Here is a 24,354-nt window from a genome sequence, read left to right as displayed (position 1 = left end):
TTCAGGACAGGTCGACGCTGATGCGCTGCTCGGGCTGGCCCGGATTGCGCCGCTTATAGGCGGTGACCTCGAATTCGACCTTGAGCTCGGGCTGGCCGAGCGGCGTGCAGGTCGTGGTATTCGCCGGGTCGATATCCCTGAACTTGGCGCCGACGACCTCATTGACCGCGTCCATATCGGCGATATCCGGCACGAAGACCTTCACCGCGACGACATCCCTGAGCGAGGCGCCGACGGCGGCAAGCGCGCCCTCGATATTGCGGAAGGCCTGTTCGGCCTGGCCCTTGGCGTCGGGCGCGATGGCGCGGGTCTTGTAGTTCCGACCCGCCGTGTTCGAGACGAAGATCATGTCCCCGGCGACGACGACGCGCGAATAGCTGTTCAGCGTCTCGTATTTGCTGCCGGATTTGACTTTGACGATCTCGCTCATGACGCTCTCCGAAAGGCTCGGCCCGCTCTGTCGGCGGCTTTTGAGCCGGCAGGCAACCAATAGCAAGAATTGGTGTATACCATTCGAGGAGTCTCGGGCTGTCAAGGACATGATCGGGCGGGATGCGCGATGGCCGTGCCGCCACCGGCGTCGCGCTGACCCGATGCAACGCGACATGAATGTCCGGCTCTGCGCCAATGGGCGCAAGAAAAGCCCGCTGCGGTCGCATTCTCAGAGAATGATCCCGCCGAAGCGGTGTCTTTTCCGGCTTCGAGAGGCTCATGCAGAGCTGGTCGAGCGGACCAAAGGGAAGCATTGACAAGCTGGTATATACCAAATCATTCTGCTTTCTCGGCCGTCCAGGCCGCCAAAAAATAGAGAGGGGTATCCGATGCAGCCGATCTCTCGTCGCTCTGTGCTCGCTGCCGGCGCAGCGCTGCCTCTCCTGGGCTTGCGGGCCCATGCGCAAGCCGCCGGCAAGGTACTCCGCTTCGGCCTGTCGAGCTTTCCGCCCAGCCTCCAGCCCTGGCTCCATACCGGCACGGCGGCGCTGACCGTCAAGCTGCTGATCTTCCGCGGCCTGACCGGCTTCGACGAGAACGGCGAAGTCCGGCCGGAACTCGCGGAGTCCTGGCAACGGGAGGGCGAGACAGCCTGGGTCTTCAAGCTGCGCCAGGCCACCTTCCAGAACGGCAAGCCGGTCACGGCCGAGGACGTGAAATGGACGCTGGAGCAGGTCGCCGCGCCCAACTCGACCGCCTTCATGAAGGCCGAGTTCGGCGGTGTCGAGCGCATCGAGACTCCCGACCCCCGCACCGTCCGCATCGTCATGAAGCAGCCGACGGTCACGCTGCCGATCTGGCTGGCCAGCCCGCATATGCCGATCATCGCCAAGGATTCGATCGAGGGCCGCGCCGGGCTCGGCGTCGGCGCGGGGCCGTTCATGATCAAGGGCCAGGAACGCGGCGCCTCGATCGAGGTCGTGAAATTCGACAAATACTACAAGCCGGGCCTGCCGAAGCTCGACGGCATCAAGCTCGTCGCCTATGCCGATGAGAACCTGCGTGTCGCCGCCCTTCAGGCCGGCGATATCGACCTGATCGAATATGTGCCCTGGCAATCCATGGCCACGATCGAGAAGGACGCGCGCCTGCGGCTCGTCGCCGCCGACGGCCCCTTCATGGGCCTCAATTTCAACGGCGGTGCCGGACCTTTCAAGGATGTGCGCCTGCGCCAGGCGGTGGCCCATGCCATCCGCCGCGACGAGATCGTGCAGGCCGCATTCTTCGGCCGCGGCAGCAAGCTCGAGGGCATCCCGATCCCGTCGAGCAGCCCCTATTTCGACAAGGCGCGTTCGGAATACTGGAACTACGATCCGGCCAAGGCGAAGAAGCTGATGGCCGAGGCAGGCGTGCCCAACGGCTTCCCCTGCACGCTGCTCTCGACCGCGCAATACGGCATGCACAAGTCGACCGCCGAGGTCGTGCAGGCCAATCTCGCCGAAATCGGCATCCAGGTGACCCTGAACCTGCCGGACTGGGCGGCGCGCGTCGATCTCGCCGGCAAGGGCCGCTACGACTTCATGGTGCAGGGCACCACCGCCGACAACAACGACCCAGACGGCTTGGCCCCGCTGATTGACGGCGACCTGCCGGCCAACATGGCGCGCAGTTGGCAGATCCCGACGCCCGAAATGCACGCGCTCTTCGCCAAGGGGCGCGCCGAGTTCGACGCGGCCAAACGCAAGGCGATCTATGCCGATCTGGAGAAAAACGCTCTGGAGCAGGCACCCCTCGTCGGCCTCGCCTGGCGCTCGCAGGGCTATGCGATGGTGAAGGGGCTCAGCGGCTTCAAATGCTATCCGGGCGGAACGAACTTCTTCTCGGCCTATTCGCTGGACGAGGCGGCGCTGGCCTGAAGGGTCGGCGCCTTCCGTCCTGCATCGGAAACACGCCGTCATTCCGGGCTTGACCCGGAATCCATCGTAGAGCGCCTAAACCTTACGATGGATTCCGGATCGGCGCCGCTTTGCGGCTTGTCCGGAATGACGATGAGGAAGCCGTCATACGCGCGTCGTCCGCTCCAGCCGTGAAAACCGCTCCAGCCTAAACGGCTTCGGATCGATCATCGGCGTCCGGCCGCTGACGAGGTCGGCGATCAGGCGGCCGGCGCCGGGGCCGATGCCGAAGCCATGGCCGGAGAAGCCCGTGGCGAGGAAGAAGCCCGGCAGGCGCGGCACTTCGCCGATGATCGGCACGGCATCGGGCGTCGCGTCGATCAGCCCGCCCCAGCTCTCCTTGATCCTGAGGCCGGCGAAGGCAGGGAAGGCGGCGATCAGGTTGCGCTTGGCCTCTTCCAGGATGGGCGCGGACGGCTTGGGATCGAGGATGCGCGTCTGCTCGAAGGGCGTTGCCTCGTCGAGCGACCAGCTTGTCTTCCGGCGCGCCTCCTCGATGAAGCGCTCGCCGATCCGCAGCCGCAACTCATGGCGCTGCCGGACGAAGGACGGCAGGAAATCGAACAGCAGCCGGAAGCTGTCCGGCACGATCTCGGCCACGCTCGCCCCGCGATGGGCGATGGTATAGCCACCATCCTGTCGCCTGCGGAAGGCGAAGTCGGAGGCTCCGAGCGCATGGATCGGCGGGCCGTCGAGCGGCTCGGTCCGGAACACCGAGCCCAGCACCTTGAGCGCCGGCAGGTCGATGCCGAGATTGCCGAGGAAGAGGCGCGACCAGGCCCCGCCCGCCAGCACGACGCGCTGGCAGGCGATCCGCCCGCGCTCGGTGACGACGGCGCTGACGCGCCCGCCCGCCGTCTCGATGCCGCGCACCGCGCAGCGCGTCAGGACGGTTCCGCCATGGCGGCGCAGCGCCCGCGCCATCGCCGGCACGGCCTTCTGCGGCTCGGCGCGGGCATCGCTCGGCGTGAACATCGCCCCGGCGAAGGCGCGCTTGCCGCCGGGCATGACGGCGTCGAGCTCGCGCGTGCTGAGCAGGCGCGAGTCGAGCTGGTAGGTCTTGGCGTGTTCCAGCCAGGCTTCGTGTTCGGCGAGCTTCGCCGGGGTATCCGCGACATAGACGACGCCGGAGCGGGTGAAGCCGGTATCGCCGCCGACGAGCCGGTCCATATCCTCCCAGAGCCGCATGCTTTCCAGCCCGAGCGGGATCTCGCCGGGGTCGCGCCCCATGACGCGGACCCAGCCCCAGTTGCGCCCGGACTGCTCGTGGCCGACCTCGCCCTTCTCGCAGACCGTGACCGAAATGCCCTCGCGCGCCAGAAACAGTGCCGTCGTGATGCCGATGATGCCGCCGCCGATCACCACGACGTCGCTGGCGGCCGGAACGGACGGGTCCGGCTCGATGGTTTCGATGGTGATGCCCAACAGGTGGCTCCGGCGGCGGAAGGGGAGGAGGAAGGCTGCTTGACGTCGTTCAGGCGCGGGGAGGAGGGGCAGAGCTGCGGAAGACGACGTGATGGGGATGGTTGACCGAGCGCATGTATTCGACCGGCCGCCCTTCGCCGTCGCGGGCCACGATCCGCAGCACCAGGGTCGGTGAGCCCGGCGCCAGCGCCAGCAATTGCGCCTCCCGCTCCGTTGCGGTGCCGACGCTGATCTCGCGGTCGCGGATGCTGATTTCGATGCCGTAACGCTGCTGCAGCAACGCGTAGAGCGACTGGCCGGAAAGCAGGTCCTCGGCCGACAGGCCGGGCACGCTGCCGGCTGGCAGGTAGCTGGTCTCGATGCAGAAGGCCTCGTCGTTCACGCTGCGCAGGCGCCGCGCCATGATCAGCGCGTCGCCGGGCGCCAGTTCGAGACGCTGCGCGATGCTTTCGCTCGCCGCTTCCTCGCCGAAATGCAGCAGCTTGCTGCCGGGCTCGCCGCCGGCGTTGCGGATGATGCGGGTGATGCCGAGCGTGGCTGGCGCGTCGATCGGACGTGAGACCTGGACCAGCGGGATGCGGGTGCCGCTGGTGCCGTTGCGTTCCAGCACGTTGCGCTCGACCAGCCGGTCGATCGCCTTGCGCACCGTCATCCGGTTGATGCCGAGCGCGTCGGCGAGCGTCCGCTCCGAGGGAATCCGGTCGCCCGGGCCGTAATCAGGAGCGCCGATGAGGTCGAGGAGGTAATCCTGCACCTCGACATAGATCGGCTTCACACCCTTGAGTGGGTTCGGAATGCCTGGAGTCTCGGTCCCCGAGCCTTTCGCGGCGCGCGGTTGTCGGAATCCGAGCCGCGGCGGCTTCTTCGCCTTCAAGGCGAAACGGTCGCGCAGCGCTGTTGGTCGGGAGGGGCGTTTGGGCGGCATGGATCAGGCTTGACAGGGATTGGTATATGGAATTGGTGTATACCAATTCTGACGCCTGATTGTAAGCCCGTTCGGGAGCCTGTCCATGTCCATCGCCTTCGACCGCGACACCATCCTGTCCGGGCTGGAGCCGACCCGCGCCGCGCTGCCGAAAGCCTATGCGCTCGGACAGGAACTGGCCCCCGGGATCGACCGCATCTACCTGATCGCCTGCGGCTCGGCCAACCGTGCGATGCTCGGCATCCAGTATTGGCTTGAGCGCTATTCGCCGGGCATCGAGGTGCGCCGCTATTTCCCGGCCGAGTTCATGGCGATCGACCCGCCCCGGCTGAACGAGCGCACGCTGGTCTTGCTCGCCTCCAAATCCGGCACGACGCCGGAGACGGTCGCCGCCGCGCATTTCCTCAGGGACAGGCCCTGCCAGGTCGTCGCCTTCAGCCAATATGGCGAGAAGCCGCTTGCGCAGGCCGTGCCGCGGCATTTCCTCGTCGGCGACACCAGTGAATCCTTCGCGGCGATGTTCATGCTGATGCAGGCGCTGATCGGCGGGCTGATGGCGGCCAGGGAAGGCTGGCCGCTCGGCGAGAAGCTTCTGGCCTCGCTCGACGCGCTCCCCGCGGCGATGTGCGTTGCGGCCGAGCAGAACGAGGCCCGCGCCGCAGCCGATGCCGTAACCTATGCGGGCGATGACCGCATCTACCATGTTGCCTCGGGGCCAGGCTTCACCACGGCCTATGTCTTCGGCGTCTGCATCCTCATGGAGATGCTCTGGCTGCACAGCTACCCGATCGAGGCGGCCGAGTTCTTCCACGGCCCCTTCGAGATCGTCGACAAGCAGACGCCGATGATCCTGATCACCGGCGAGGATCCGAGCCGGCCCCTGATGGAGCGGGTCGTGAAGTTCTGTGACACCTATGCCGGGCGCGTGATGAACTACGATTCCCGCGCGTTCGCGATGGCGGGCATCGACCCGGACATCCGCCCGATCGTGGCGCCCTATATCCTCCAGGCGGCGCTCAAGCGCTTCTCGGCGCATCTCTCGGTGCTGCGGAACCAGCCCCTGACCACCCGCCGCTACATGTGGAAGGTGGCGTACTGATCCGGGGGAGTTGCCGCGATGGCGCAGAGGCTTCTGGGACTGGGCGACAACACCGTCGACACCTATGTCGATCGCGGCCTCCAGTTTCCCGGCGGCAACGCGGTCAATGTCGCGGTGCAGGCAAGGCGGCTCGGCGCCGAGACGGGCTATCTCGGCTGCATCGGTTCGGACGAGGCCGGCATGCTTCTGAGCGACGCGCTGAGGCAGGAAGGCGTCGAAACCGCGCGCTGCCGCATCAGGCTTGGCCCGAACGCCCGCGCCTTTATCGGCCATGACGGGCAGGACCGGCGCTTCCTGCGTTCCGAGCGTGGCGTGCGCGGCGAATGGGGAACGTTCGACGCTGGAGACCGCGCCTATATCGCCGGCTTCGATCTCGTCCATTCCAGCATCTACAGCGAGCTCGGCGACGCGTTGTCGGTCGTCCGCAGCGCGGCCCGGCGCCTCTCCTATGATTTCTCCGAACGCTGGACCGACGAGAACCTCGCCGCAACGCTACCGGCCGTCGATATCGCCTTCCTCTCGCATCCTTCCGCCTCGGACGCCGAGTGCCGCGTCCTGCTGGAACGCTGTATCGGCTGGGGTGCGGGCATGGTCGTGGCAACGCGCGGCGTGAAGGGTGCGCTGGCGCTCATGGCCGGCAGCTTCCACGAGCGATTGGCCAGCCCCGCAACCGTGGTGGACACGCTCGGCGCCGGAGACGGTTTCATCGCCGCTTGCCTGCTCGCCATATTGGACGGAGCGGGCATTGCCGCCGCGCTGGCGGCGGGAGCCGAGCATGCGGCCGATGTCTGCGGCTATCAGGGCGGTTTCGGCCATGGCGTGGCGTGGACGCCCGCCGAGACGACGGCGATATGAGGGAGGACGACAGAGATGGCGTGGCGGATCGGAATCGATTCCGGGGGCACATTCACCGATGTCTGCCTGTTCGACGATGCGACCGGCATGGTCGCGGTGTGGAAGGTGCCCTCGACCCCTGACGATCCCTCCCGCGCCATCGCGCGCGGCACACAGGAAGGCGTCGAGCGCGTCGGCGCCAGCCCCGCCGACATCGCCTATTTCGGCCACGGCACCACGGTCGGCACGAACGCCCTGATCCAGCATCGCGGCGTGAAGACGGGCCTCGTCACCACCGAGGGCTTCCGCGACCTGATCGAGATCGGCCGGCAGAAGCGGCCGGACCTCTACGATCTCCAGGCCGACAAGGCCCCGCCGCTGGTCACGCGCGACCTGCGCTTCGGCGTTCCCGAGCGCGTCCGCCATGACGGCACGGTCGAGACGCCGCTCGACGAGGAGGCCGTGCGGCAGGCGGCGCGGGCGCTGAAGGCGGAGGGCGTCAAGGCGGTGGCCATCGGCTTCCTCTACGGCTTCGTCCGGCCGGAGCATGAGGAAGCCGCCAAGCGCATCGTCACCGAGGAATTTCCGGAGGCCTTCATCTGCGCCTCGCATGAGGTCGCGCCGGAATTCCGCGAGTACGAGCGCATCTCGACTGCGGTGGTGAACGCCTATCTCGGCCCGGTCATGCAGGGCTATATCCGCCGCCTCGCCGACCGGCTGAAAGAACTTGGCCTCAAGGCTGTCCCGCATCTGACGCAGTCCAATGGCGGCGTCATCGGCTTCGAAATGGCGGCGCGGTTGCCGGTGCGCACGGTGCTCTCCGGCCCCTCGACCGGCGTCGTCGCGGCGCAGGCGATCGGCGCCATGATCGGCATCCCCAGCCTCATCACCTTCGACATGGGCGGCACCTCTTCCGACGTCGCCCTGCTCAGCAACGGCGAAGCCAAGCTCGCTTCCGAGGCCAATGTCCATGGTTACCCGATCAAGGCGCCGATGCTCGATATCCACACGGTCGGCGCCGGCGGCGGCTCGCTCGCGGCGATCGATTCCGGCGGCCTGCTCAAGGTCGGTCCGCGCTCGGCCGGCGCCGATCCCGGCCCGGTCTGCTACGGACGCGGGGCGACCGAACCCGCCGTCACCGACGCCAATGTCGTGCTCCAGACCCTGAACCCGACGCATCTGCTCGGCGGCCGCATGCCGATCGACCAGAGCCTGTCGAAACAGGCGATCGGCCGGCTCGCCGACGAACTCGGCCTCGACCTGATGGCGACGGCACAGGGCATCATCTCGGTCGTCACAGCCAACATGGCGAAGGCGATCCGCGTCATCAGCGTCCAGCGCGGCCATGATCCGCGCGATTACGCGCTGGTCGCCTTCGGCGGGGCCGGGCCGCTGCATGCCGCGCGGCTCGCCCGCGAGCTCGACATGAAGCGCATCGTCGTGCCCCGCAATCCCGGCATCGGCTGCGCGCTCGGCCTGCTGCTCACCGACCTGCGCGCCAATTTCGCGACGACGCGATTGGCGACGCTATCCGAGGCGCTGGTCCCCGACATGGCCGAGATCTTCGTAGCCCTGCAGGAACAGGCGGATCACTGGTTCGCGGAGGAGGGCGTCGTCTCGGCCGATCGCCGGCTGAAGCGCACCGCCGACCTGCGCTATCACGGCCAGAACTACGAGCTCGCCATCGACGTGCCGGACGGGCCGATCACGCCCGCGACCATTACGGCGCTGGCCGAAGGCTTCGCCGCCGCCCATAAGCGGCTCTACGGCTTCGTCGCGGAAGGCGAGGCGGTCCAACTCGTGACCTATCGCGTCGAGGCGGTCGGCCTCGTACCCAAGGCCGCGTTCCGGCCGGAGCCCGATGCCGGCCCGGATGCCTCCCACGCCGTCATCGGCAGCCGCGAGGTCTGGTTTCCGGAGGCCGGCGGCTTCGTCGCCTGCCCGATCTATGACCGCGACAAGCTGAAGTCCGGCAACCGTTTCGCCGGTCCCGCCATCGTCGAGCAGATGGATTCGACCACCGTGCTGCTGCCGGGCATGACCGCCACCGTCGAGCCCTATCTCAACCTGATCCTGGAGATGCCGTGATGACCGCGACCGCATCCGTCAGCGTCGACCCGATCACCGTCGAGGTCATCGGCTCCTCCTTCGCCTCCATCGCCGAGGAGATGGGTGAGGCGCTGGTCAAGGCGAGCTACTCGACCAATATCAAGGAGCGCCGCGACTGCTCGACCGCGCTTTTCGACGTCGAGGGGCAGACGCTCTGCCAGGCCGAGCATATCCCGATGCATCTCGGCTCCTTCATCGGCATCATCCCGCATATCCTGAAGCGCCACTCCGTCGCCGACATGAAGCCGGGCGACGTCTTCATCGGCAACGACGCCTATGAGGGCGGCGGCACGCATCTGCCGGACATCGTCCTGGCCGAGCCGGTCTTCCACGAGGGCGTGATGATCGCCTGGGCGGTCAACACGGCCCACCATTCCGATTTTGCCGATCGCGGCCATGCCCATATCTATCAGGAGGGCCTGCGCATCCCGCCGATCCGCCTCTATGGCGGCGGCGTGCTGATGAAGGACGTGCAGGAGCTGATCCTGCTCAACTGCCAGGTCCCGCGCGAGCGCCTCTCCGACCTGCGCGCCCAGATGGCGGCGAACCGCCTCGGCGTCGAGCGCCTGCGCGCGCTCTGCGACAAGTACGGCCGCGACACCGTGCTCGCCGCCGGCAAGGCCTTGCAGGACTATGCCGAGCGCAAGATGCGCGCCGGCATCGCCTCGATCCCCGACGGCACCTATCGCTTCTCGGATTCCTTCGACAATCCCGAGATCGACGAGGCGTTGACATTCTCGGTCGCGATCACCGTCGCGGGCGAGGAGATGCGGCTGGCCTTCGATTCGCCGCCGCAGATGCGGGCGGGGTTCAACATGGTCTACACCGCGCTGCTCTCGACCGTGTATTACGCGGTCAAGACCGTGGCCGACCCGACCATTCCGCCCAATGCCGGCCTGGCGCGGCCGCTGACCGTCACCGCGACCGAAGGCACGGTGCTGAACTGCGTGCATCCTGCCGCCGTCAATGGCCGCATCGCCGCCTGCCAGCGGGTGGTCGACCTGATCCATGGCGCGCTCGCGCAAGCCGTGCCGGACCGGGTGATCGCCGCCTGTTCGGGCGCGGTCGCCTCGGCGACCTTCGCCGGCGAGCAGCCGGGCACCGGAGAGCTCTGGGTCTATCTGGAGACGATCGGCGGCGGCTCCGGCGCCCGCACCAACAAGGACGGCCTCCATGGCGTCCATGTCCACATGACCAACACCTCGAACCTGCCGGTCGAGGCATTGGAGCTCGAATACCCGCTGACGCTGCTGCGCTACGAATTGGTCGACGGCTCGGGCGGGGACGGCCGCCAGCGCGGCGGCATGGGCCTGCGCCGCGTCTACCGGGCGGAGGCGCCGTGCCGGCTCAATGTCGACAATTCGCGCCTGACTTCGCGCCCCTGGGGCCTCGCCGGTGGCGGCGAGGGGCAGGGCGGCTCCTTCGCCTTCAGCGAGGGCGTCGTGCCGTTTTTCAAGGGCGACGGCGCGCTGGAAAAGGGTCAGATCGTCGAGATCATCACGCCCGGCGCCGGCGGCTACGGCCCGGCTTCCGAGCGCAGCGCCGAGGCGAGGGCGCGGGACAAGGCCGAGCAGCGGGGGTGAGAAGGCAACCGCGACTTTAAAGTGCGCGTCATCCCGGACGCAGCGAAGCGGAGATCCGGGATCCATCGGAGGGCGCTGCGCTCTACGATGGATCCCGGGTCAAGCCCGGGATGACGGCGCGCAATTGCGCAGTGTCGTCGCCCCTTAAGCCGCCAACCACAACAACGCGTGCGGCGAGAGCCTGAGCGTCGCCCCGCTGCCGACCTCGAACAATCCGCTGCCGGACTGGAAGGGCACATCGACCGCCACTTCCGTCGTGCCGATCCGGGCCCCGTAGCGCACGCTCGCACCGAGGAATTCGCGATTGGCGACGGTGCAGGGCAGGGCCAGCTTACCGTCTCCGGTGGGGCCTGCATCGCCAAGGCTGGCATGGTGCGGCCGGGAGACCAGCTTGGCGCCCTCCGGAATGATCGCATCCGCCGGAACCGGCACCCGCGTCCCGCCGTCGATCTCGAAGATGCGATCGGCACCGCTGCCGGTCAGCTTGCCGCCGAGGATAGGCCGGCCTGCCGGCCCGCTGACGCCGATTGTGCCCCTGCTCGGACCGTGCCACAGTTCGGCCTCATTTGCCGCGGGGTTCCTCATGAGCAGCACATCGACCGGCGGGTTTGCCGCCGCACCGGGACAGTTTCGCGTCGGCTCGGTGATGAACAAGACATTCTCCATCCTCGGGCGCCAGTTCGGCAAGTTCGTCCTGCTGGCCCTCGTGCCGATGATACCGGTCTTCCTCGTGGCGCTGGGAGCGCTGTCGTCGAGGACGCCTTCGACGTCGAGCATCGCCGTTGGCGCGGCGCTGACGGGACTTCTGACCTTCGTGCTGCAGACCGTCGCTCAGGCGACGAGCCTCTACGGTGCCTTTCAGGAGATGCGCCAGAAGCCCTTCACCATCGGGGAGTCCCTGCGGATCGGGCTCGCCCGCACGATCCCAGTCATCGGCGTCGGCATCCTGGTCGGCCTCGCGACCGGCCTCGGTTTCCTGCTTCTCGTCGTGCCCGGCGTCATTATCGGCTGCATGCTCTATGTCGCGATTCCCGCCTGCGTTATCGAGAAGATGGGCGTGACGGCAAGCATGAGCCGCAGCGTCGCTCTGACCAAGGGCTATCGCTGGCAGATCTTCGGGCTCTTCCTGCTCGTCGTCGTGATCTCGGGGGTGGGCGCCCTGGTGCTCGCACGGATCGGCGGCATAGGCCTCGTCGGGGAAACCTTGAGCTTCGCCTGGCAGGTCATCTCGACCGCGTTCGGCGCGGTACTTGCCGCCGTGATCTATCACGACCTTCGCATTGCGAAGGAAGGCATCGACCTCGACACGCTGGCGAACGTCTTCGACTGATCCGAGAATAGGCCGCGCCGGTCCTTCACGGGCCGGTCGCGGCTGGCTCGTTCTTGTCGGCGCGGTAGCGGCCGAATTGCTGCTCGCGTTCGAGATGCGCCCGCTCGGCCGTATAGAAGGCCCTGAGGAAATCGAGCGTCTCGGCCGGAGGAACCGGTTCCAGCCAGCCGATCTTGCGGCTGATCTTCTCGCAGACCTGCAGATGCATGCCGTGCGTGTCGGGCGACGACGGGCGGCGCAACAGCTCTTCCAGCACCTGCAATTCGAAGGCGCCATAGGCGTCGAGCTGCTTGCGGCTGAAGACGTAGCGGCTCTGCGCCTCCGCCAGCTCCGCCAGAAGCGCCCGGCGCGGCACCGAGATGACCATGGTCCCGGCGATCAGGTCGCCGGCACGCAAGTGGTCCCGGTTGAAGAAGGGCAGGGCGGAGAGCGCGACGGCCCAGCCGAAATAGCTCGCCGCCGTCCAGAACTCGGCGCCTGCGCCGATCTTGGGCACGGCGAAGAACAGCCCGAGCGGCAGGAAGATCTCGACCTCGCGCGTCAGGTTGCGGGCGACGATCGCGCCGGGCAGCAGCGGGCCGCCGCTGCGGTCGATCACCTTGAGGTTGACGATGCGCTTGCCCGGCGTCGCGCCCTGGCTCTGCAGCTCGAAATGGATGAAGTAGAGGTTCCGCAGCAGGAAGGACAGGAACAGCACGACCGTGAATGTTACCGAGCCGGTGACTCCGTGCAGCAAGGTCAGCCCGAGCACGAAGAAGAGCAGCACGGTCGCCAGCATCCAGAACAGGAAGTCGATCAGGAAGGCGACGAGCCGCTCGCCGTGATTGGCGATGTCGACCTCCAGCATCACGCCTTCCGGCGTAGTGATCTCGCGCCGGTTGCGGGTGATGCCGTCGAGCAGCCGGTTGATGCGGTCAAGTCGCTGAGCCATGGCCTCCACGCCTGCCGATCGAGAGGAAATAGGCCGTCCACAGCACGCCGGTCGCGGCGCCGATCGCGAAGCGCCAGGGAGTCGAGGCGATGAGTTGGCGCAGGCCCCCTTCGATGATCCCCGCGACGAAGAGCATCAGCACGGCCCCGCCCGCGAGCCCCGCTGCCGCCTTGCCGGCCATGGCGAGGCTGTGGAGGCGGTTGTAGCGGCCGGGGAACAGGACCTTCTCGGCGATGACGAGCCCGCCCGCACCGCAGAGGATGAGCGCGCCGATCTCGGTCACGCCATGGATCGAGAGCCAGCCGATGAAGTCGACGAGCAAGCCGCGATTGTAGTGCAGCGCCAGGAAGGCCCCGAGGATAAGGCCCTGGTAGCCGAGCAGCAGAAGCGTCGGGACGCCGCCGAGTACGCCGAGCCCGAAGGTCATGATCCCGATCGTCGCGTTGTGGCGGAACAGAAAATTGGCGAAGACGACGAAAGAATCGACGAAGCCGGGCCAGGGCGCGAAGATTTCGGTCCGGCGCAATTGGTCGGCCGTGCTAGCCGGCCCGCGCCCGCCGGCCATGCTCTCGGGAACGAGCAGGCTGAACCAGGCTTCGTTCGGCAGCACCATCAGGTAGCCGATGGCGATACCGGCGGCGACGGCGAGCGTCGCCAGCAGGATATGCCAGCCCGCCCCGCGAACGGCCTGCGGGAAGCCGCGCTTCAGGAAGCCGCCGAGCGCCTCGAGGATGCCGACGCGCGGGCCGTAGACGACGAAGAAGGCGCGTAGCACCAGCCCTTCGAGATAGAGGATCAAGTTGCGGTCGAGCGCGATCGAGCGGGCGACCGAGAGCGAGGAGGCGGCCGTCCGGTAGAGCAGGGGCAGTTCCTGCAATTCCTCGGCGGAAAGGCGCGACAGGCCCTTCTTCTCGACGCGCGAGACGAGGCCGTCGAGCGTTCGCCAGGCCGGCTCGCGGTTGCGGCGGAACTCGGCGCTGCGCAGGGTGATGGTCGCGACCGGAGCCGCCGGGGCGGCGATCGGGGTGCTGTTCGGTTCTATAGCAGCCCCCTCTGCTTGATCATGAGATAGCGGTTGACCAGATCGACGGCGAGGCCGCGCGGCGGGATTTCGAGGCAATGCACGCCCATCCGCGCCAATCGCTCCAGCACGACCGCGCGCTCGCGCTGCAGGTCGCGCGCGACGACGGCCTCGGCCACCGGCAGGAAACTCGCCGGCTCGGCCTCGACGATATCGGCCAGCAACGGATCGCGCAGCGTGACGAAGATCACGGCATGGCGGTTGGCCATGCGCTGCAGGCTTTCCAGCAGCAGCCCGGCCGTGGTCGTGTCGATGAACTCGGTGAACAGCACGACCAGCGCCCGGCGCTTCAGGCGGGCATTGAGCTCGGCCAGGCCGAGCGTGAAATTGGTCTCCTCGGCCCGGTAGCCGAGCTGACCCGACGCGTTCTGGAGCCGGGCGAAGGCGCTTCGGCCGGGCGAGGGCGGTACATATTGCCGGATGCGGGAATCGAAGCCGAATGAGCCGACATGGTCGCCGCTGCGCAGCGCGACCCAACCCAGCAGCAACCCGGCATGGATCGCATGGTCGAGCCGCGGCAGGCCGTCGATTGGCTCGGCCATCAGGTAGCCGGTGTCGAAGGCGAGCACGATCTGGTGGTTGCGCTCGATCCGGAATTCCTTCGACAGCAGCTTGAGATGCTTCGCCGAGTGCTTCCAGTCGATGAAGCGGTTGTCGAGCCCCTGGACATGGTCGCGCAACGACTCGAATTCGGTGCCCTCGCCCTTCTGGCGCTGGACCTTGATGCCTTCGACCGCGTCGCGGCTGAAGAACTGCACGGCGGCCGAGGCGATGCCGCGGATATCGGGCACGACGTCGATCGTCAGCGCCAGGGGCCGGCGCTGGCTCCGGCCGGCGAGGCCGAGCGGCCCGCGCCAGCGCAGCCAGATCGCCCCGATCGCGATCCGCCCGCGCCTGAGCGGCCGGATCGGCAGCGTGACGGAGCCCACCGCTCCCGAGGGAATATCGAGCCGTGCGGGTTCCGGCGGGGTGGCGTCGCCGGACTGTTCGGACAGCACTTCGATTGCGACCGCCCGGGACGCGCCTTCGATCGCCCCGCTGACGCTCAGTTGGCCGTCGCCGCCGACATACAATCGCGGCGGCGCATCGACCGTGAGCGAAAGCCGCGACGGCCGGGCGCAGAGCAGGGCGTCGAGCCCGATCAGGCCCAGCACGAACAGGCCGAGATCGAACGCGATCGGCCAGAGGGCGGCGTCGTAGATCAACAGGCCGATGGCGACCGGCACGGTCGCCCCGAAGAGCAGGACGGCGCGCGGTGTCGGCCTGATCATCGCGGCACGGCGACCTGGTCGATCAGTTCCAGGATCACCGTGTCGGCGACGAGCCCGTCGATCTCGGCATTGGGCGCGAGCACGATCCGGTGCCGCAGCAGGGGCAGGGCGATGCCCTTGACGTCGTCGGGGATGACGAAGTCGCGCCCCTGTGTCGCCGCACGCGCCCGGCTGGCCGAGGCCAGCATCGTCGCGGCACGCGGCGAGGCGCCGGTCTCGATCGCGGAAACGCTGCGCGTCGCGCGGACGAGGTCGACGATATAGCCGACCAGCGGCTCGCCGAGGGCGATCCCACCGACCAGCGCGCGCGCCGCCAGCAGATCCTGCTCCGAGACGACCGAGGCCAGGCCGAATTCCGCGAGCTTCGGCATGGCGGCGCGATGCCCATGGCGCGCGACGATGGCGAATTCCTCGTCGCGGCTGGGATAGGCGAGGTTGATCTTGAACAGGAAGCGGTCGAGCTGCGCCTCGGGCAGCGGATAAGTGCCCTGCTGTTCGATCGGGTTCTGCGTCGCCACCACCATGAAGGCCTCGCCGAGCGGATGGGTTGTGCCGTCGATCGTGACGTTGCGCTCGTTCATTGCCTGGAGCAGCGCGGCCTGCGTTTTGGGCGGCGTGCGGTTGATCTCGTCGGCGAGCAGGATGTCGGTGAAGATCGGGCCGCGCGTCAGGTTGAAGCTGCTGGTGCGGAAATCGAAGAGATTGGTGCCGAGCAGATCGCCCGGCATCATGTCCGGCGTGAACTGGATACGCCCGAAGCGCAGCGACAGCCCCGCCGCGAAGGATTGCGCCAGCAGGGTCTTGGCCGTGCCCGGAACGCCTTCCAGCAGCACATGCCCGCCGCAGAGCAGGCTGACGAGCATCAGGTCGACGACCTCGTCCTGGCCGACGACGGCCTTGCGGATCTCGCCCCGGAGACCTTCAGTGATCGTCGAGACGTCGCGGAGTTCCATGCGGCAGATCCTTGCGCCAGTGATGGAGAGCCTGCGCCGCGGCGAGCAGCGAGGCGAGATTGCGGGAGCCGGCGGCGGCGTTGTCGCCCAGCCCCGAGAGGGGTTTCGAATCGATGCCGCGTGCTTCGGAAGCTTTCGCGAGCCATGCGGTGAGCGCCGCCCCCTCGAGCCCGGCCGGCGCCCGCAAGGCCCGGCCTGCGTCCTGCAGCGTCATCGCGATGTAGCGTCGCAGAATCGCGCCATGGTGGCCGGCATAGTCGATCAGCGCCGCGGCATTGCCGATCAGCGCGTGGCGGCCGGCATCGAGCCGTCGCGGCGCCGGCAAGGGCGCGCCGAAGCGCCCCATCGCCGCCCAGAGCAGGAGCGCGACCGCCGCCACGATCTGGACGAGGACGAGATTGAGCGGGAATTCGTAGAGGAATTTCAGCAGGTTCGGCGGCGATATTCTGAAGCCGTGGATGGTCTCGTCGAAGACCAGCGTGCGGTTCCTGCCGTCGAGCAGCGCCGCGACCACGTCGCGCGCGAAGGCCGCGTTCGCGCCCTTGCCGATGCCGTGGTTCTCGATCGGATCGGGATCGGCGAGCACGAGCGTGCGGCGATTGCCCTGCCGCAATTCGCCGAGCAGGATGCCGTCCGGCGTCGAGATCAGCGGCGTCAGATTGGAGCCCTTGATCAACTGGATATCGCCCTGCACGGTCGGGTCCGCCGCAGCGATCGTCTTGGTGTAGGCGGCCGGCGGCTTGGTTCGGACGATATCGCCGCCGCTGACGGCCGCCCCGAGCACCGACTGGACGCGCAGCGGCGAAGCGAGCTCCGCCTGGCCGATCCAGTCCTTGCGCCTTTCGCCCGGCCGCACCGTCCATTTCGGCAGCACGAGCAGGATACGGCTGGCGGTCGAGAGCTTGTTGCGGTTCTCGTCGCTGGCCAGGCTGCCGGCCGGTTCGGCCAGGATCAGCACGCCGGTCTCGCCGACGGCTTCGAGCGGCCGATCCTCGGCCCGCACCGCCCGGTAACCCGATCCGCGCAGCAGGTCGTAGAAGGCGAGATGGCCGACGGCCGAGTTCGAATGGCTGTTGGCGCCGAAGGCGAGGCCCTCCGCCTCGCGCCCGCCCATCCCCGTCAGCAGCAGCGACGCGGCGAACAGCGCGCAGAGCGCGGCGGCAAGCGCGGCAAGGACGCGCGGCTGGAACGTCATTCCGCCCATCAAGCCGGACCCATCGCCAGCGAGCGCTTCAGAACCTCGAACTCCTGCCGGCAGCCGAGATAATCCTCGCGCCCCGCGGAGCGCCCGCCGAAATAGGTCTGCTCGACCGATTGGACGATCGCACCGAGCGCGCCGGTGCCAGCCTGCGGCAGCGAAACCTTGCGCAGGATTTCGCGGCTCGTCAGCGAAACCGCGAAGCTGGTGCCGAGCCGCAGGCGGATTTCGGCCAGGCTCTTCAGCAGCAGCACATGCATGGCCTCGCCATACTGCCCGCGGCTCGCGAGATCGTCCGCTTCGAGCTGTGCCTCGTCCATCCGGGCGGACGGGTTGGAGAAGCCTGACGAAGTCTCGGCCGCCTTGATCCGGCGCAAGCGGCTGAAGGCCGGCAGGCTGTCGCGCAGGGACCAGATCGTCACGGCCACGCCGAGGATGACCGCGCCCCAGAGCAGGATGCGCAGCGTGTCGGGGGATAGGTCGAATTTCAGCCAGTCGAGCCAGCTTGCCGCCTTCGGTTCGGGCGCCGGCATCTCCGCCTGGATGTCGTGGCGGCGGATGCTCTGCCGGACGATCTCGCCGGCATCGGTGGCCGCCCGCGCGGCGCCGTCGAACGCGACGGCACAGAATGCAACGAGCAGGAGAGGCAGTCGCTTCACAACCTTCGAATCCGTCGGCGGCCGAAGGCACTATGGCGAAGAAATCGGCTTCGCCATAGCCTGAGATTGCGCGGCGGGGCATGGGCCCCGCCGGCTCCGAAGCGTCAGTTCAGGCTGGCGCGCTTCATGAAGGCGCCGCCCTTCATGATGACAGGGATATGCCGGCCCTGGCGGGTCAAGAGCGAGAGATCCTTCAGCGGGTCGCCGTCGACGACGATCAGGTCGGCATGGGCGCCGGCCGCGACGGTGCCGATCAGGCCTTCCATCTTCAGGAGCTTGGCCGCGACATGGGTCGCGGAGGCGATGACCTCATGCGCCGGCAGGGCGCGGCCGCGGATCACGAACTCCTCGGACTGGTACTTGTGCATCTCGCCGAGCAGGTCGCTGCCATAAGCCATGGTCAGGCCGGCCTTCTTCATGATCGCGAGCGATTCCATGCCGGCGGAGCGGACGACATCGACCTTCGCGACCGAATCCGGCGGGAAGCCGAGCTTCGGCCCGTCCGAGACCAGCTTGTCATAGGTCACGAGCGTCGGCACCGCGACCGCGCCCTTGGAGGCGGCGAGCTTCGCGGTCTCGGCCTGGATCAGGTTGCAATGCTCCAGCGAATGCACGCCGGCCTCGACGCAGCGGCGGATGGCGTCGTCGGTATAGACATGAGCAGAGACATAGGTGCCGGCCATCCGGGCTTCCTCGACCACGGCCTCCAGCTCGCTCACCGAGAAGCCGAGGAAATGGATCGGGTCGGTCGGCGAAGCGCAGCCGCCATTGGCCATGATCTTGATGAAGTCGGCCCCGCCCTTCAGCTCCTCGCGCGCGGCGCGGCGCACCTGGTCGACGCCGTCGCAGATGCGGCCGAGCGCGCCCAGGCGATGACGCTCGATCACGCTCGGGCGGTCGTCATAGCGGCCGCGGAAATCGGCATGGCCGCCGGTCTGGCTCAGCGCCTTGCCGGAGATGACGAGGCGGGGCGTCGGGAAATCGCCTTCCTCCGTCGCCTGCTTCAGGCCGAAATCGGCGCCGCCGACATCGCGCACCGTGGTGAAGCCGCGCATCAGCATCGCCCGCATGATCCCGAAGGAGCGCGCGGTGACCAGCGAATCCGGCAGGCGGGAATTCGCGCCGAGATCGGCGACGCCGGCGACGACATGGACATGGGCGTCGATCAGGCCGGGCATCAGCGTCTTGCCCTTGAGGTCGACGACCTTGGCCTTGGCCGAGGTCACGGATTTGCCGACCTCGCGGATGGTGCCGCCTTCGACGAGGACGCTGACGGGCGCGCCAGCCTCCGGCGCCGAGCCGTCGACGATGCGGGCATTGGTGAAGAGGGTCGAAGCCACTGGCATGTTCCTTCGGACAATCGAAAGGGGAGAGATCAGGCGGCCTTGTTGGCAGCGCGTGCGGCGAGGAAGGCGGGCACCAGCAGCGGCGCCAGCCGCTCGACCGGCGCGACATGCTCTTCGCGGTAATGGTGCTCGGGCGCGAGCAGGTTGATCGTGCCGACGACCTTGCCGTCATAGATCGCGGGGATGTTGATCACGGAGCCCAGCCCCATGCTCTCGATCAGTTCATGGTCGAAGAAGGCCCAGCGGATGCCGGCCTTGTCCTTACCGAGATAGGGCTGGCGGCCGTCCAGCACATGCTTGCCCCAGGGCGTCGGGCCCATCGTCTTGCGGCCGAAGACCGGGTACTCGTCCGGCCGGTTGGAATAGATCCGCGCGACCTCCTGCCCGTCGACATAGAGCAGCGTGAACAGCTCATGGCCGACGAGGCGGCGGGTGATGTCCTCGAAGGCCTTGAACACCGTGTCGGGCTGGCCGGGCTCCCTGATGAGGGCGGAGAGGGTGGCGAGATCGTCGGACATGGGCAGGCCTTCGGTTTAGGCAGCGGCCGGAGGGACCGGCGCCTTCGGGATGCGCTCGGGCAGGATGCCCTGCGGCTTGAGATGCAGGACGAGGATGAGGGCAATGCCGATCAGCATCTCGCGCGTGGCGGCGAGCTGGACCGGCTGGAGGCCCGGCACCCATTCGGTGACGAAGCGGGTCGCCTCCAGGAAGATCACGACGAGATAGGCGCCGAGCACGGCTCCGCTCGGGCGTCCGACGCCGCCGGCGGTGACGGCGAGGAAGATGTAGATCGTGATCAGCGGCTGGAAATGGTCCGGCGAGATATAGGACTGGAAATGGGCGTAGAGCGCGCCGGCCAGCGCCGCGATCGCAGCCGAGAGCGCGAAGGCCTGGAGCTTGAAGCGCAGCACCGGCTTGCCGGCGAAGCTGGCGAGCTGCTGGTCCTCGCGGATCGCCTTCAAGGCGCGGCCATAGGGCGAGCCATCGAGCCGGCGCAGCAATGCCCAGACGATGACCAGCACCAGCGTGGCGAGGCCGAGATAGAAATAGGCGAAATTCTGCGTGCCGAGCTCGGCCTTCAGCGGCGCCTTGATGCCGGAAATACCGTCCGAGCCGTTGGTCAGCCAGCGCTCGTTGAGCGCCACGAGGCGGATGACCTCGGCGAAGCCGAGCGTGACGATGGCGAGATAGTCGTCGCGCAGCCGCAAGGTCGCGAAGGTGACGACGAGCCCGACCGTCGCGCCGACAAGCAGCGCCGCGCCCCAGCCGATCAGCACGGGCGCACCGGCCCCCGTCGCCAGCGCCGAGGCGTAGGCGCCGACCGCGAAGAAGCCGGCGAGGCCGAGATTGACGAGGCCGGCGCTGCCCCAGATCAGGTTCAGGCTCAGCGCGAGCAGGCCGTAGATCGCGCAGAGCGTCAGGGTGAAGATCAGATAGGACAGCATCAGGCGGCCCTTTCCCCGAGGAGGCCGCGCGGCCGGAAGGTGAGCATCAAGAGGATCGCGACGAAGCCGACGCCGGTGCGATAGGTCGCGGGCACGACGAGCAATGCCAGTTCCTCGGCGATGCCGAGCATCAGCGCGCCGGCGACCGCGCCGGGAATCGAGCCCAATCCACCGAGCACGGCCGCGGCGAAGACCGAGAGCAGCACGCGATAGCCGGTCAGCGGATCGATCGAGGTGTCCAGTCCTATCAGCACGCCGCCGACTCCGGTCAGCCCGGCGCCAAGGAACAGCGTCACGATCGCGATCTTGGCGGGATCGATGCCCTTGAGCCGGGCGAGGTCGGGATTGTCGGCGACGGCGCGCATCGCCTTGCCGAAGCGGGTATAGCGCAGGAACAGGAACATCGCCGCCATGATCACGACGGCGAGCAGCAGGCTTTGGAGCTGCTGCGGGCCGATGCGCAGGTCGCCGAAGCGCATGTCGCGCGCGATCGGCAGGTCGTAGCCGCGCATCTCGTTGCCGAAGATGAAGCGGACGATGTTCTCCAGCACGAGATTGAGCGCGATCGAGGCGATGGCGACGATCAGCGCGCCGTTGTTGCGCAGGCGCTTCAGCGAGGTCTCCTCGGCGACGACGCCGATGAAGCCCGTCACCGCGAAGGCGACGAGGAGTGCGGCCGGTATCGGCAGCCCCATCGCGACATTCGCCCACCAGGCGGCGAAGGCGCCGATCGTGGCATAGGCCGCGATCGCGAAGTTCGGATAGCGCAGCACCGCGAAGATGGCGGAGAAGCCGATGGCCGGGACGGCGATCAGCGTCCCGGTCATCACCCCGTTGATGAGCGCCTGCAGCAACTGGCTCACGCGATCTTCACCAGCGTCAGCTTGCCGCCCTGCACCTGCTCGTAACGGAACTGGCAATCGGCGATGTCGCCGGTCTCGGTGAAGTCGCAGGGGCCGCTGGCGCCGTCATAATCGACCGCCTGCTTGGCCGCGATGGCCTTGAGCCCGTCGACGGCATTGTCGACCTTGGCGCCGCCCGGCGCCTGGCTGACCTTGCGCACGGCATCCTTGATCGCGGTGCCCGACGCGTCGCCGGCCAGCGCGATCGCCATCAGGACGAGATTGATCTGGTCGTAGATCTGGGTGGTGTACGGATCGGGCGAGGCGACGCCGATCATCTTGACCAGCCTGGCATAGGCCTTGGAGCCTTCGGCCGGGGAGGGCGCGAGGGTGAAGGTCTTGTCGACCACCTCGGCCGGCACGCTCTCGACCAGCTTCTGATTGACCGCATAGCCGAAGGCGACCTTCAGCCCGCCATAGCCGGCGCGATAGGCATCCTTCAGCATCACCGCCGTATCGGGCGTGTAGCCGCCGAAGATGATCGCGTCGGGCTTGAAGCGCAGCACCTCGTCGATCTCGCTGCGATAGGCCGGCTTCTTGTCGTCATAGATCAGCGAGCCGGTCTCGCCGCCGGCCTTCTTCACGGCCTCGGTGATGTTGTCGAACTGGCTCTTGGCGAAAGGCGTCTGCGGCGAGAGGAAGAAGACGCGCTTGGCCTTCTCGGCGACACAGAACTCGCCGAACTTGCGGCCCTGCAGCGTCGTGTTGGGCTGGGTGCGGATCAGGTAGCCCTGATGCGGCAGCTGGGTGATCGAATCGGCGCCCGAGACGGTGGCGAGGAAAGTCTTCGATTCCCAGCAGAGCGGCGCGACGGCGGTCGTGACCGAGGAGGCCCAGGTGCCGAGGATGGCGGACACCTTGTCGACATCGATCAGCTTGCGGGCGGCGCGCACGCCGGCTTCCGGGTTGGTCTGGTCGTCTTCGGAGATCAGCTCGACCTTGCGGCCGAGCACGCCGCCGGCGGCATTGACCTCGTCGACGACGGCCTTCACCGCCTTGACCATGACCGGGCCGTAGGGGCCGCCGGCGCCGGTGAGCGGCGTCAGCGTGCCGATCTTGATCGGCGCGCCCTGGGCAAGCGCCCGTCCGGGCAGGGCGGAGAGGCCGGCAAGCGCGGCGGCGCCAGCCAGAAGCGTGCGGCGGTCGGTCGTGAACTCGGTCATGCTATTCCCCTGTTGTCTTGTTGGTTCGCTATCGTTTCGGCTTCGTCCTAGCCGCCGAGGAAGAGGCGGCGGATTTCGGGGTCGGTGGCGAGCGCGGGGCCCGCGCCTTCGCGGCTGTTGCGGCCGGAGACCAACACATAGCCGCGCGTCGAGATCTGCAGCGCTTCGAGCGCATGCTGCTCGACCATCAGGATCGGCAGGCCGCCCTTGTTGAGCGCGACGATCGCGTCGAACAACTCGTCGGCGGCCTTGGGTGAGAGCCCGGCCGTCGGCTCGTCGAGCAGGAGCAGGGCAGGGGCGTTCATCAGCCCCATCGCCATGGCGAGGATCTGGCGCTGGCCGCCCGAGAGCGTGCGCGCCAGCGCCTTGCGCTTCTCCGCCAGCATCGGATAGCGCGCATACATCTCCTCGGTGCGCTCCGCGACCTTGCCGGGCTCCTGGAAGCCGCTGATCTCGAGATTCTCGGCGACCGTCATCGCGCCGAAGACGTTGCGCTCCTGCGGCACGAAGCCGATGCCGGCCTTGGCCCGGCCGAGCGCGTTCTCGCGGGTGACGTCGCCGCCCTTGAGCTTGATCGTGCCGTCGCGCGCCTGGACGAGGCCGGCGATGGTCTTGAGCAATGTCGACTTGCCGGCGCCGTTCGGGCCGATGATCGAGACGATCTCGCCCGGCGTCACCTTCAAGGAGGTGCCCTTCAGGATCTGCTCGGCCGCGCCATAACCGGCAACGACGCCGTCGACGGCGAGTAATTCGCCCTGTGCCTCGCTCAATGACGCCTCCCGAGATAGGCTTCCTGCACGCGGGTGTCGGCGGCGACCTCGTCGAACGTGCCCTGCGTCAGCGTCTTGCCCTCGGCCATGACGATGACCGGCGCGCAGAGCTTTCTGATCAGCCCCATGTCGTGCTCGATCAGGCAGATCGTCAGCCCATCGCGGTTGAGCGCGACGAGATGCTCGGCGATCTGCTCGGTCAGGCTCGGATTGACGCCGGCCATCGGCTCGTCCAGCAGCAGGATCTTGGGCTCGGCCATCAGCGCCCGGCCGATCTCCACCAGCTTCTTCTGGCCGCCGGAGAGGGCGGTGACGGGGTTGTCGAGGACATGGTCGAGCTTCAATCGACGGGCGATGCCGAAGGCGCGCTCGCTGAGCTCCGCCTCGCGTCGCTTGGCCCCGCCCGTGCCGATCAGCCCGGCCAGCAGGCTTTCGCCCGGCTGGTCGGCGCCATAGAGCATCAGGTGCTGGAAGACGCTGAGCTTGGGAAAGCCGCGCGCGAGCTGGAAGGAGCGGACGAGTCCCGCCGCGACGAGCTTCTCCGGCGGCATCCCGGCCGTCTCGGTCGCTCCCAACCGGACCGAGCCGGCCTGTGGCCGGTAGAGCCCGGAAACCGCGTTGAACAGGGTCGACTTGCCGGCGCCGTTCGGCCCGATCAATCCCGTGAAGGAGCCCTGCGGCACCGCGAAATCGACGCCGCGCAGCACCTGCACGCCGTAGAAGCCGAGCTTCAGCCCCTGGATGGTCAGTGCTGCCGTCATGCCACCGCCGTCTTGCGCCGGCCGGATTGGGCAGCCGCTGGTTTCATCGGGAAATGCTGCCTGACCTGCTGCTTCCAGAAGCCGAGCAGGCCCTCGTAATAGGCCGGGTCGTTCGGGCGCAGCACGGTCTGGCTGATCATGCCGCGGACCAGGCACATCGTGGCGTTCATCACGGTGCGGGT

23 protein-coding genes and 1 pseudogene are annotated in these 24,354 nt (G+C 67.8%); 6 read left to right on the top strand and 18 right to left on the bottom strand.

Going from position 1 to position 24,354, the window contains the following annotated elements:
* Window position 1: 1 nt before the first annotated feature.
* On the bottom strand, window positions 2-430 hold the full coding sequence (locus JHD80_RS02645; protein ID WP_199084822.1) for a RidA family protein: 429 nt from the start codon (window positions 428-430) through the stop codon (window positions 2-4).
* Between the two features lie 391 nt (window positions 431-821).
* On the opposite strand from JHD80_RS02645, the gene JHD80_RS02640 reads away from it, so the two are divergent.
* The gene (locus JHD80_RS02640) at window positions 822-2,348 is read left to right on the top strand and encodes an ABC transporter substrate-binding protein (protein WP_199084821.1); all 1,527 of its coding nucleotides are present in this window, start codon (window positions 822-824) and stop codon (window positions 2,346-2,348) included.
* Between the two features lie 144 nt (window positions 2,349-2,492).
* On the opposite strand, the gene JHD80_RS02635 is transcribed toward JHD80_RS02640, so the two are convergent.
* Window positions 2,493-3,815, bottom strand: a complete 1,323-nt coding sequence (locus JHD80_RS02635) for an NAD(P)/FAD-dependent oxidoreductase (protein WP_199084905.1) — start codon at window positions 3,813-3,815, stop codon at window positions 2,493-2,495.
* Between the two features lie 46 nt (window positions 3,816-3,861).
* Window positions 3,862-4,587, bottom strand: a complete 726-nt coding sequence (locus JHD80_RS02630; protein WP_199084820.1) for a UTRA domain-containing protein — start codon at window positions 4,585-4,587, stop codon at window positions 3,862-3,864.
* A 235-nt stretch (window positions 4,588-4,822) separates the two neighbouring features.
* Here JHD80_RS02630 and JHD80_RS02625 point away from each other — a divergent pair, with 235 nt between their 5' ends.
* The 4 genes from JHD80_RS02625 to JHD80_RS02610 are packed head-to-tail and all read left to right on the top strand — an operon-like array spanning window position 4,823 to window position 10,362.
* A complete protein-coding gene (locus tag JHD80_RS02625; RefSeq protein ID WP_199084819.1) occupies window positions 4,823-5,836 on the top strand; it encodes an SIS domain-containing protein in 1,014 nt (337 codons plus the stop codon).
* 18 nt (window positions 5,837-5,854) lie between these two features.
* Window positions 5,855-6,691, top strand: a complete 837-nt coding sequence (locus JHD80_RS02620; protein ID WP_199084818.1) for a PfkB family carbohydrate kinase — start codon at window positions 5,855-5,857, stop codon at window positions 6,689-6,691.
* 15 nt (window positions 6,692-6,706) lie between these two features.
* Window positions 6,707-8,758: a hydantoinase/oxoprolinase family protein gene (locus tag JHD80_RS02615; RefSeq protein ID WP_199084817.1), complete on the top strand. Its 2,052-nt coding sequence runs from the start codon at window positions 6,707-6,709 to the stop codon at window positions 8,756-8,758.
* Window positions 8,758-10,362 carry a hydantoinase B/oxoprolinase family protein gene (locus JHD80_RS02610; RefSeq protein WP_199084816.1) on the top strand — a complete coding sequence of 535 codons (1,605 nt, stop codon included), beginning with the start codon at window positions 8,758-8,760 and terminating at the stop codon, window positions 10,360-10,362. The genes JHD80_RS02615 and JHD80_RS02610 overlap by 1 nt, the downstream gene beginning before the upstream one ends.
* 144 nt (window positions 10,363-10,506) lie before the next feature.
* Here JHD80_RS02610 and JHD80_RS02605 read toward each other — a convergent pair whose 3' ends face one another.
* A complete protein-coding gene (locus JHD80_RS02605) occupies window positions 10,507-11,016 on the bottom strand; it encodes a TOBE domain-containing protein (RefSeq protein ID WP_248311354.1) in 510 nt (169 codons plus the stop codon).
* Here JHD80_RS02605 and JHD80_RS02600 point away from each other — a divergent pair.
* Window positions 11,009-11,692 (top strand): hypothetical protein, encoded by a 684-nt coding sequence (locus JHD80_RS02600; protein ID WP_248311353.1) that lies wholly within the window; start codon window positions 11,009-11,011, stop codon window positions 11,690-11,692. The two genes, JHD80_RS02605 and JHD80_RS02600, sit on opposite strands and share 8 nt — an antisense overlap.
* Before the next feature lie 25 nt (window positions 11,693-11,717).
* On the opposite strand, the gene JHD80_RS02595 is transcribed toward JHD80_RS02600, so the two are convergent.
* The 14 genes and pseudogenes from JHD80_RS02595 to JHD80_RS02530 form a co-directional block, all read right to left on the bottom strand.
* Window positions 11,718-12,623: an RDD family protein gene (locus JHD80_RS02595; protein WP_199084813.1), complete on the bottom strand. Its 906-nt coding sequence runs from the start codon at window positions 12,621-12,623 to the stop codon at window positions 11,718-11,720.
* A complete protein-coding gene (locus JHD80_RS02590; RefSeq protein WP_199084812.1) occupies window positions 12,607-13,743 on the bottom strand; it encodes a stage II sporulation protein M in 1,137 nt (378 codons plus the stop codon). The genes JHD80_RS02595 and JHD80_RS02590 overlap by 17 nt, the downstream gene beginning before the upstream one ends.
* Complete coding sequence (locus tag JHD80_RS02585) at window positions 13,662-14,975, bottom strand: DUF58 domain-containing protein (RefSeq protein ID WP_199084811.1); 1,314 nt, start codon at window positions 14,973-14,975, stop codon at window positions 13,662-13,664. Before JHD80_RS02585 ends, JHD80_RS02590 begins: the two co-directional genes overlap by 82 nt.
* Window positions 14,972-15,928, bottom strand: coding sequence for an AAA family ATPase (locus JHD80_RS02580; RefSeq protein ID WP_199084810.1), 957 nt, complete (start codon window positions 15,926-15,928; stop codon window positions 14,972-14,974). The genes JHD80_RS02585 and JHD80_RS02580 overlap by 4 nt, the downstream gene beginning before the upstream one ends.
* The gene (locus JHD80_RS02575; protein ID WP_199084809.1) at window positions 15,897-17,123 is read right to left on the bottom strand and encodes a DUF4350 domain-containing protein; all 1,227 of its coding nucleotides are present in this window, start codon (window positions 17,121-17,123) and stop codon (window positions 15,897-15,899) included. The genes JHD80_RS02580 and JHD80_RS02575 overlap by 32 nt, the downstream gene beginning before the upstream one ends.
* 8 nt (window positions 17,124-17,131) lie before the next feature.
* Entirely contained in the window at window positions 17,132-17,785 is a 654-nt protein-coding gene (locus JHD80_RS02570; protein ID WP_199084808.1) for a hypothetical protein, read from the bottom strand.
* 104 nt (window positions 17,786-17,889) lie between these two features.
* Complete coding sequence (locus tag JHD80_RS02565; protein ID WP_199084807.1) at window positions 17,890-19,125, bottom strand: amidohydrolase family protein; 1,236 nt, start codon at window positions 19,123-19,125, stop codon at window positions 17,890-17,892.
* Window positions 19,126-19,160: 35 nt separating this feature from the next.
* A complete protein-coding gene (locus JHD80_RS02560) occupies window positions 19,161-19,649 on the bottom strand; it encodes a GAF domain-containing protein (RefSeq protein ID WP_199084806.1) in 489 nt (162 codons plus the stop codon).
* 15 nt (window positions 19,650-19,664) lie between these two features.
* A complete protein-coding gene (locus JHD80_RS02555) occupies window positions 19,665-20,576 on the bottom strand; it encodes a branched-chain amino acid ABC transporter permease (RefSeq protein WP_199084805.1) in 912 nt (303 codons plus the stop codon).
* On the bottom strand, window positions 20,576-21,439 hold the full coding sequence (locus tag JHD80_RS02550) for a branched-chain amino acid ABC transporter permease (protein WP_349237195.1): 864 nt from the start codon (window positions 21,437-21,439) through the stop codon (window positions 20,576-20,578). The genes JHD80_RS02555 and JHD80_RS02550 overlap by 1 nt, the downstream gene beginning before the upstream one ends.
* The gene (locus tag JHD80_RS02545; protein WP_199084804.1) at window positions 21,436-22,641 is read right to left on the bottom strand and encodes an ABC transporter substrate-binding protein; all 1,206 of its coding nucleotides are present in this window, start codon (window positions 22,639-22,641) and stop codon (window positions 21,436-21,438) included. Before JHD80_RS02545 ends, JHD80_RS02550 begins: the two co-directional genes overlap by 4 nt.
* Before the next feature lie 47 nt (window positions 22,642-22,688).
* A complete protein-coding gene (locus JHD80_RS02540; RefSeq protein ID WP_199084803.1) occupies window positions 22,689-23,411 on the bottom strand; it encodes an ABC transporter ATP-binding protein in 723 nt (240 codons plus the stop codon).
* Entirely contained in the window at window positions 23,408-24,172 is a 765-nt protein-coding gene (locus JHD80_RS02535) for an ABC transporter ATP-binding protein (protein WP_199084802.1), read from the bottom strand. The genes JHD80_RS02540 and JHD80_RS02535 overlap by 4 nt, the downstream gene beginning before the upstream one ends.
* Window positions 24,169-24,354: pseudogene (locus JHD80_RS02530) on the bottom strand (TetR/AcrR family transcriptional regulator); the annotation flags it as partial. The gene JHD80_RS02535 and the pseudogene JHD80_RS02530, both read right to left, overlap by 4 nt.

The organism is Allobosea sp. ASV33 (assembly GCF_016428755.1).
Classification (GTDB): domain Bacteria; phylum Pseudomonadota; class Alphaproteobacteria; order Rhizobiales; family Beijerinckiaceae; genus Allobosea.
This window is presented reverse-complemented; position numbering and strand designations above follow the sequence as displayed.

Coding starts and splice junctions, on each gene's coding strand:
- JHD80_RS02645 (WP_199084822.1), bottom strand. CDS start 430: ATGAGCGAGATCGTCAAAGTCAAATCCGGCAGCAAATACGAGACGCTG.
- JHD80_RS02640 (WP_199084821.1), top strand. CDS start 822: ATGCAGCCGATCTCTCGTCGCTCTGTGCTCGCTGCCGGCGCAGCGCTG.
- JHD80_RS02625 (WP_199084819.1), top strand. CDS start 4,823: ATGTCCATCGCCTTCGACCGCGACACCATCCTGTCCGGGCTGGAGCCG.
- JHD80_RS02620 (WP_199084818.1), top strand. CDS start 5,855: ATGGCGCAGAGGCTTCTGGGACTGGGCGACAACACCGTCGACACCTAT.
- JHD80_RS02615 (WP_199084817.1), top strand. CDS start 6,707: ATGGCGTGGCGGATCGGAATCGATTCCGGGGGCACATTCACCGATGTC.
- JHD80_RS02610 (WP_199084816.1), top strand. CDS start 8,758: ATGACCGCGACCGCATCCGTCAGCGTCGACCCGATCACCGTCGAGGTC.
- JHD80_RS02600 (WP_248311353.1), top strand. CDS start 11,009: ATGAACAAGACATTCTCCATCCTCGGGCGCCAGTTCGGCAAGTTCGTC.
- JHD80_RS02595 (WP_199084813.1), bottom strand. CDS start 12,623: ATGGCTCAGCGACTTGACCGCATCAACCGGCTGCTCGACGGCATCACC.
- JHD80_RS02585 (WP_199084811.1), bottom strand. CDS start 14,975: ATGATCAGGCCGACACCGCGCGCCGTCCTGCTCTTCGGGGCGACCGTG.
- JHD80_RS02580 (WP_199084810.1), bottom strand. CDS start 15,928: ATGGAACTCCGCGACGTCTCGACGATCACTGAAGGTCTCCGGGGCGAG.
- JHD80_RS02575 (WP_199084809.1), bottom strand. CDS start 17,123: ATGACGTTCCAGCCGCGCGTCCTTGCCGCGCTTGCCGCCGCGCTCTGC.
- JHD80_RS02560 (WP_199084806.1), bottom strand. CDS start 19,649: ATGTCCGACGATCTCGCCACCCTCTCCGCCCTCATCAGGGAGCCCGGC.
- JHD80_RS02555 (WP_199084805.1), bottom strand. CDS start 20,576: ATGCTGTCCTATCTGATCTTCACCCTGACGCTCTGCGCGATCTACGGC.
- JHD80_RS02545 (WP_199084804.1), bottom strand. CDS start 22,641: ATGACCGAGTTCACGACCGACCGCCGCACGCTTCTGGCTGGCGCCGCC.
- JHD80_RS02535 (WP_199084802.1), bottom strand. CDS start 24,172: ATGACGGCAGCACTGACCATCCAGGGGCTGAAGCTCGGCTTCTACGGC.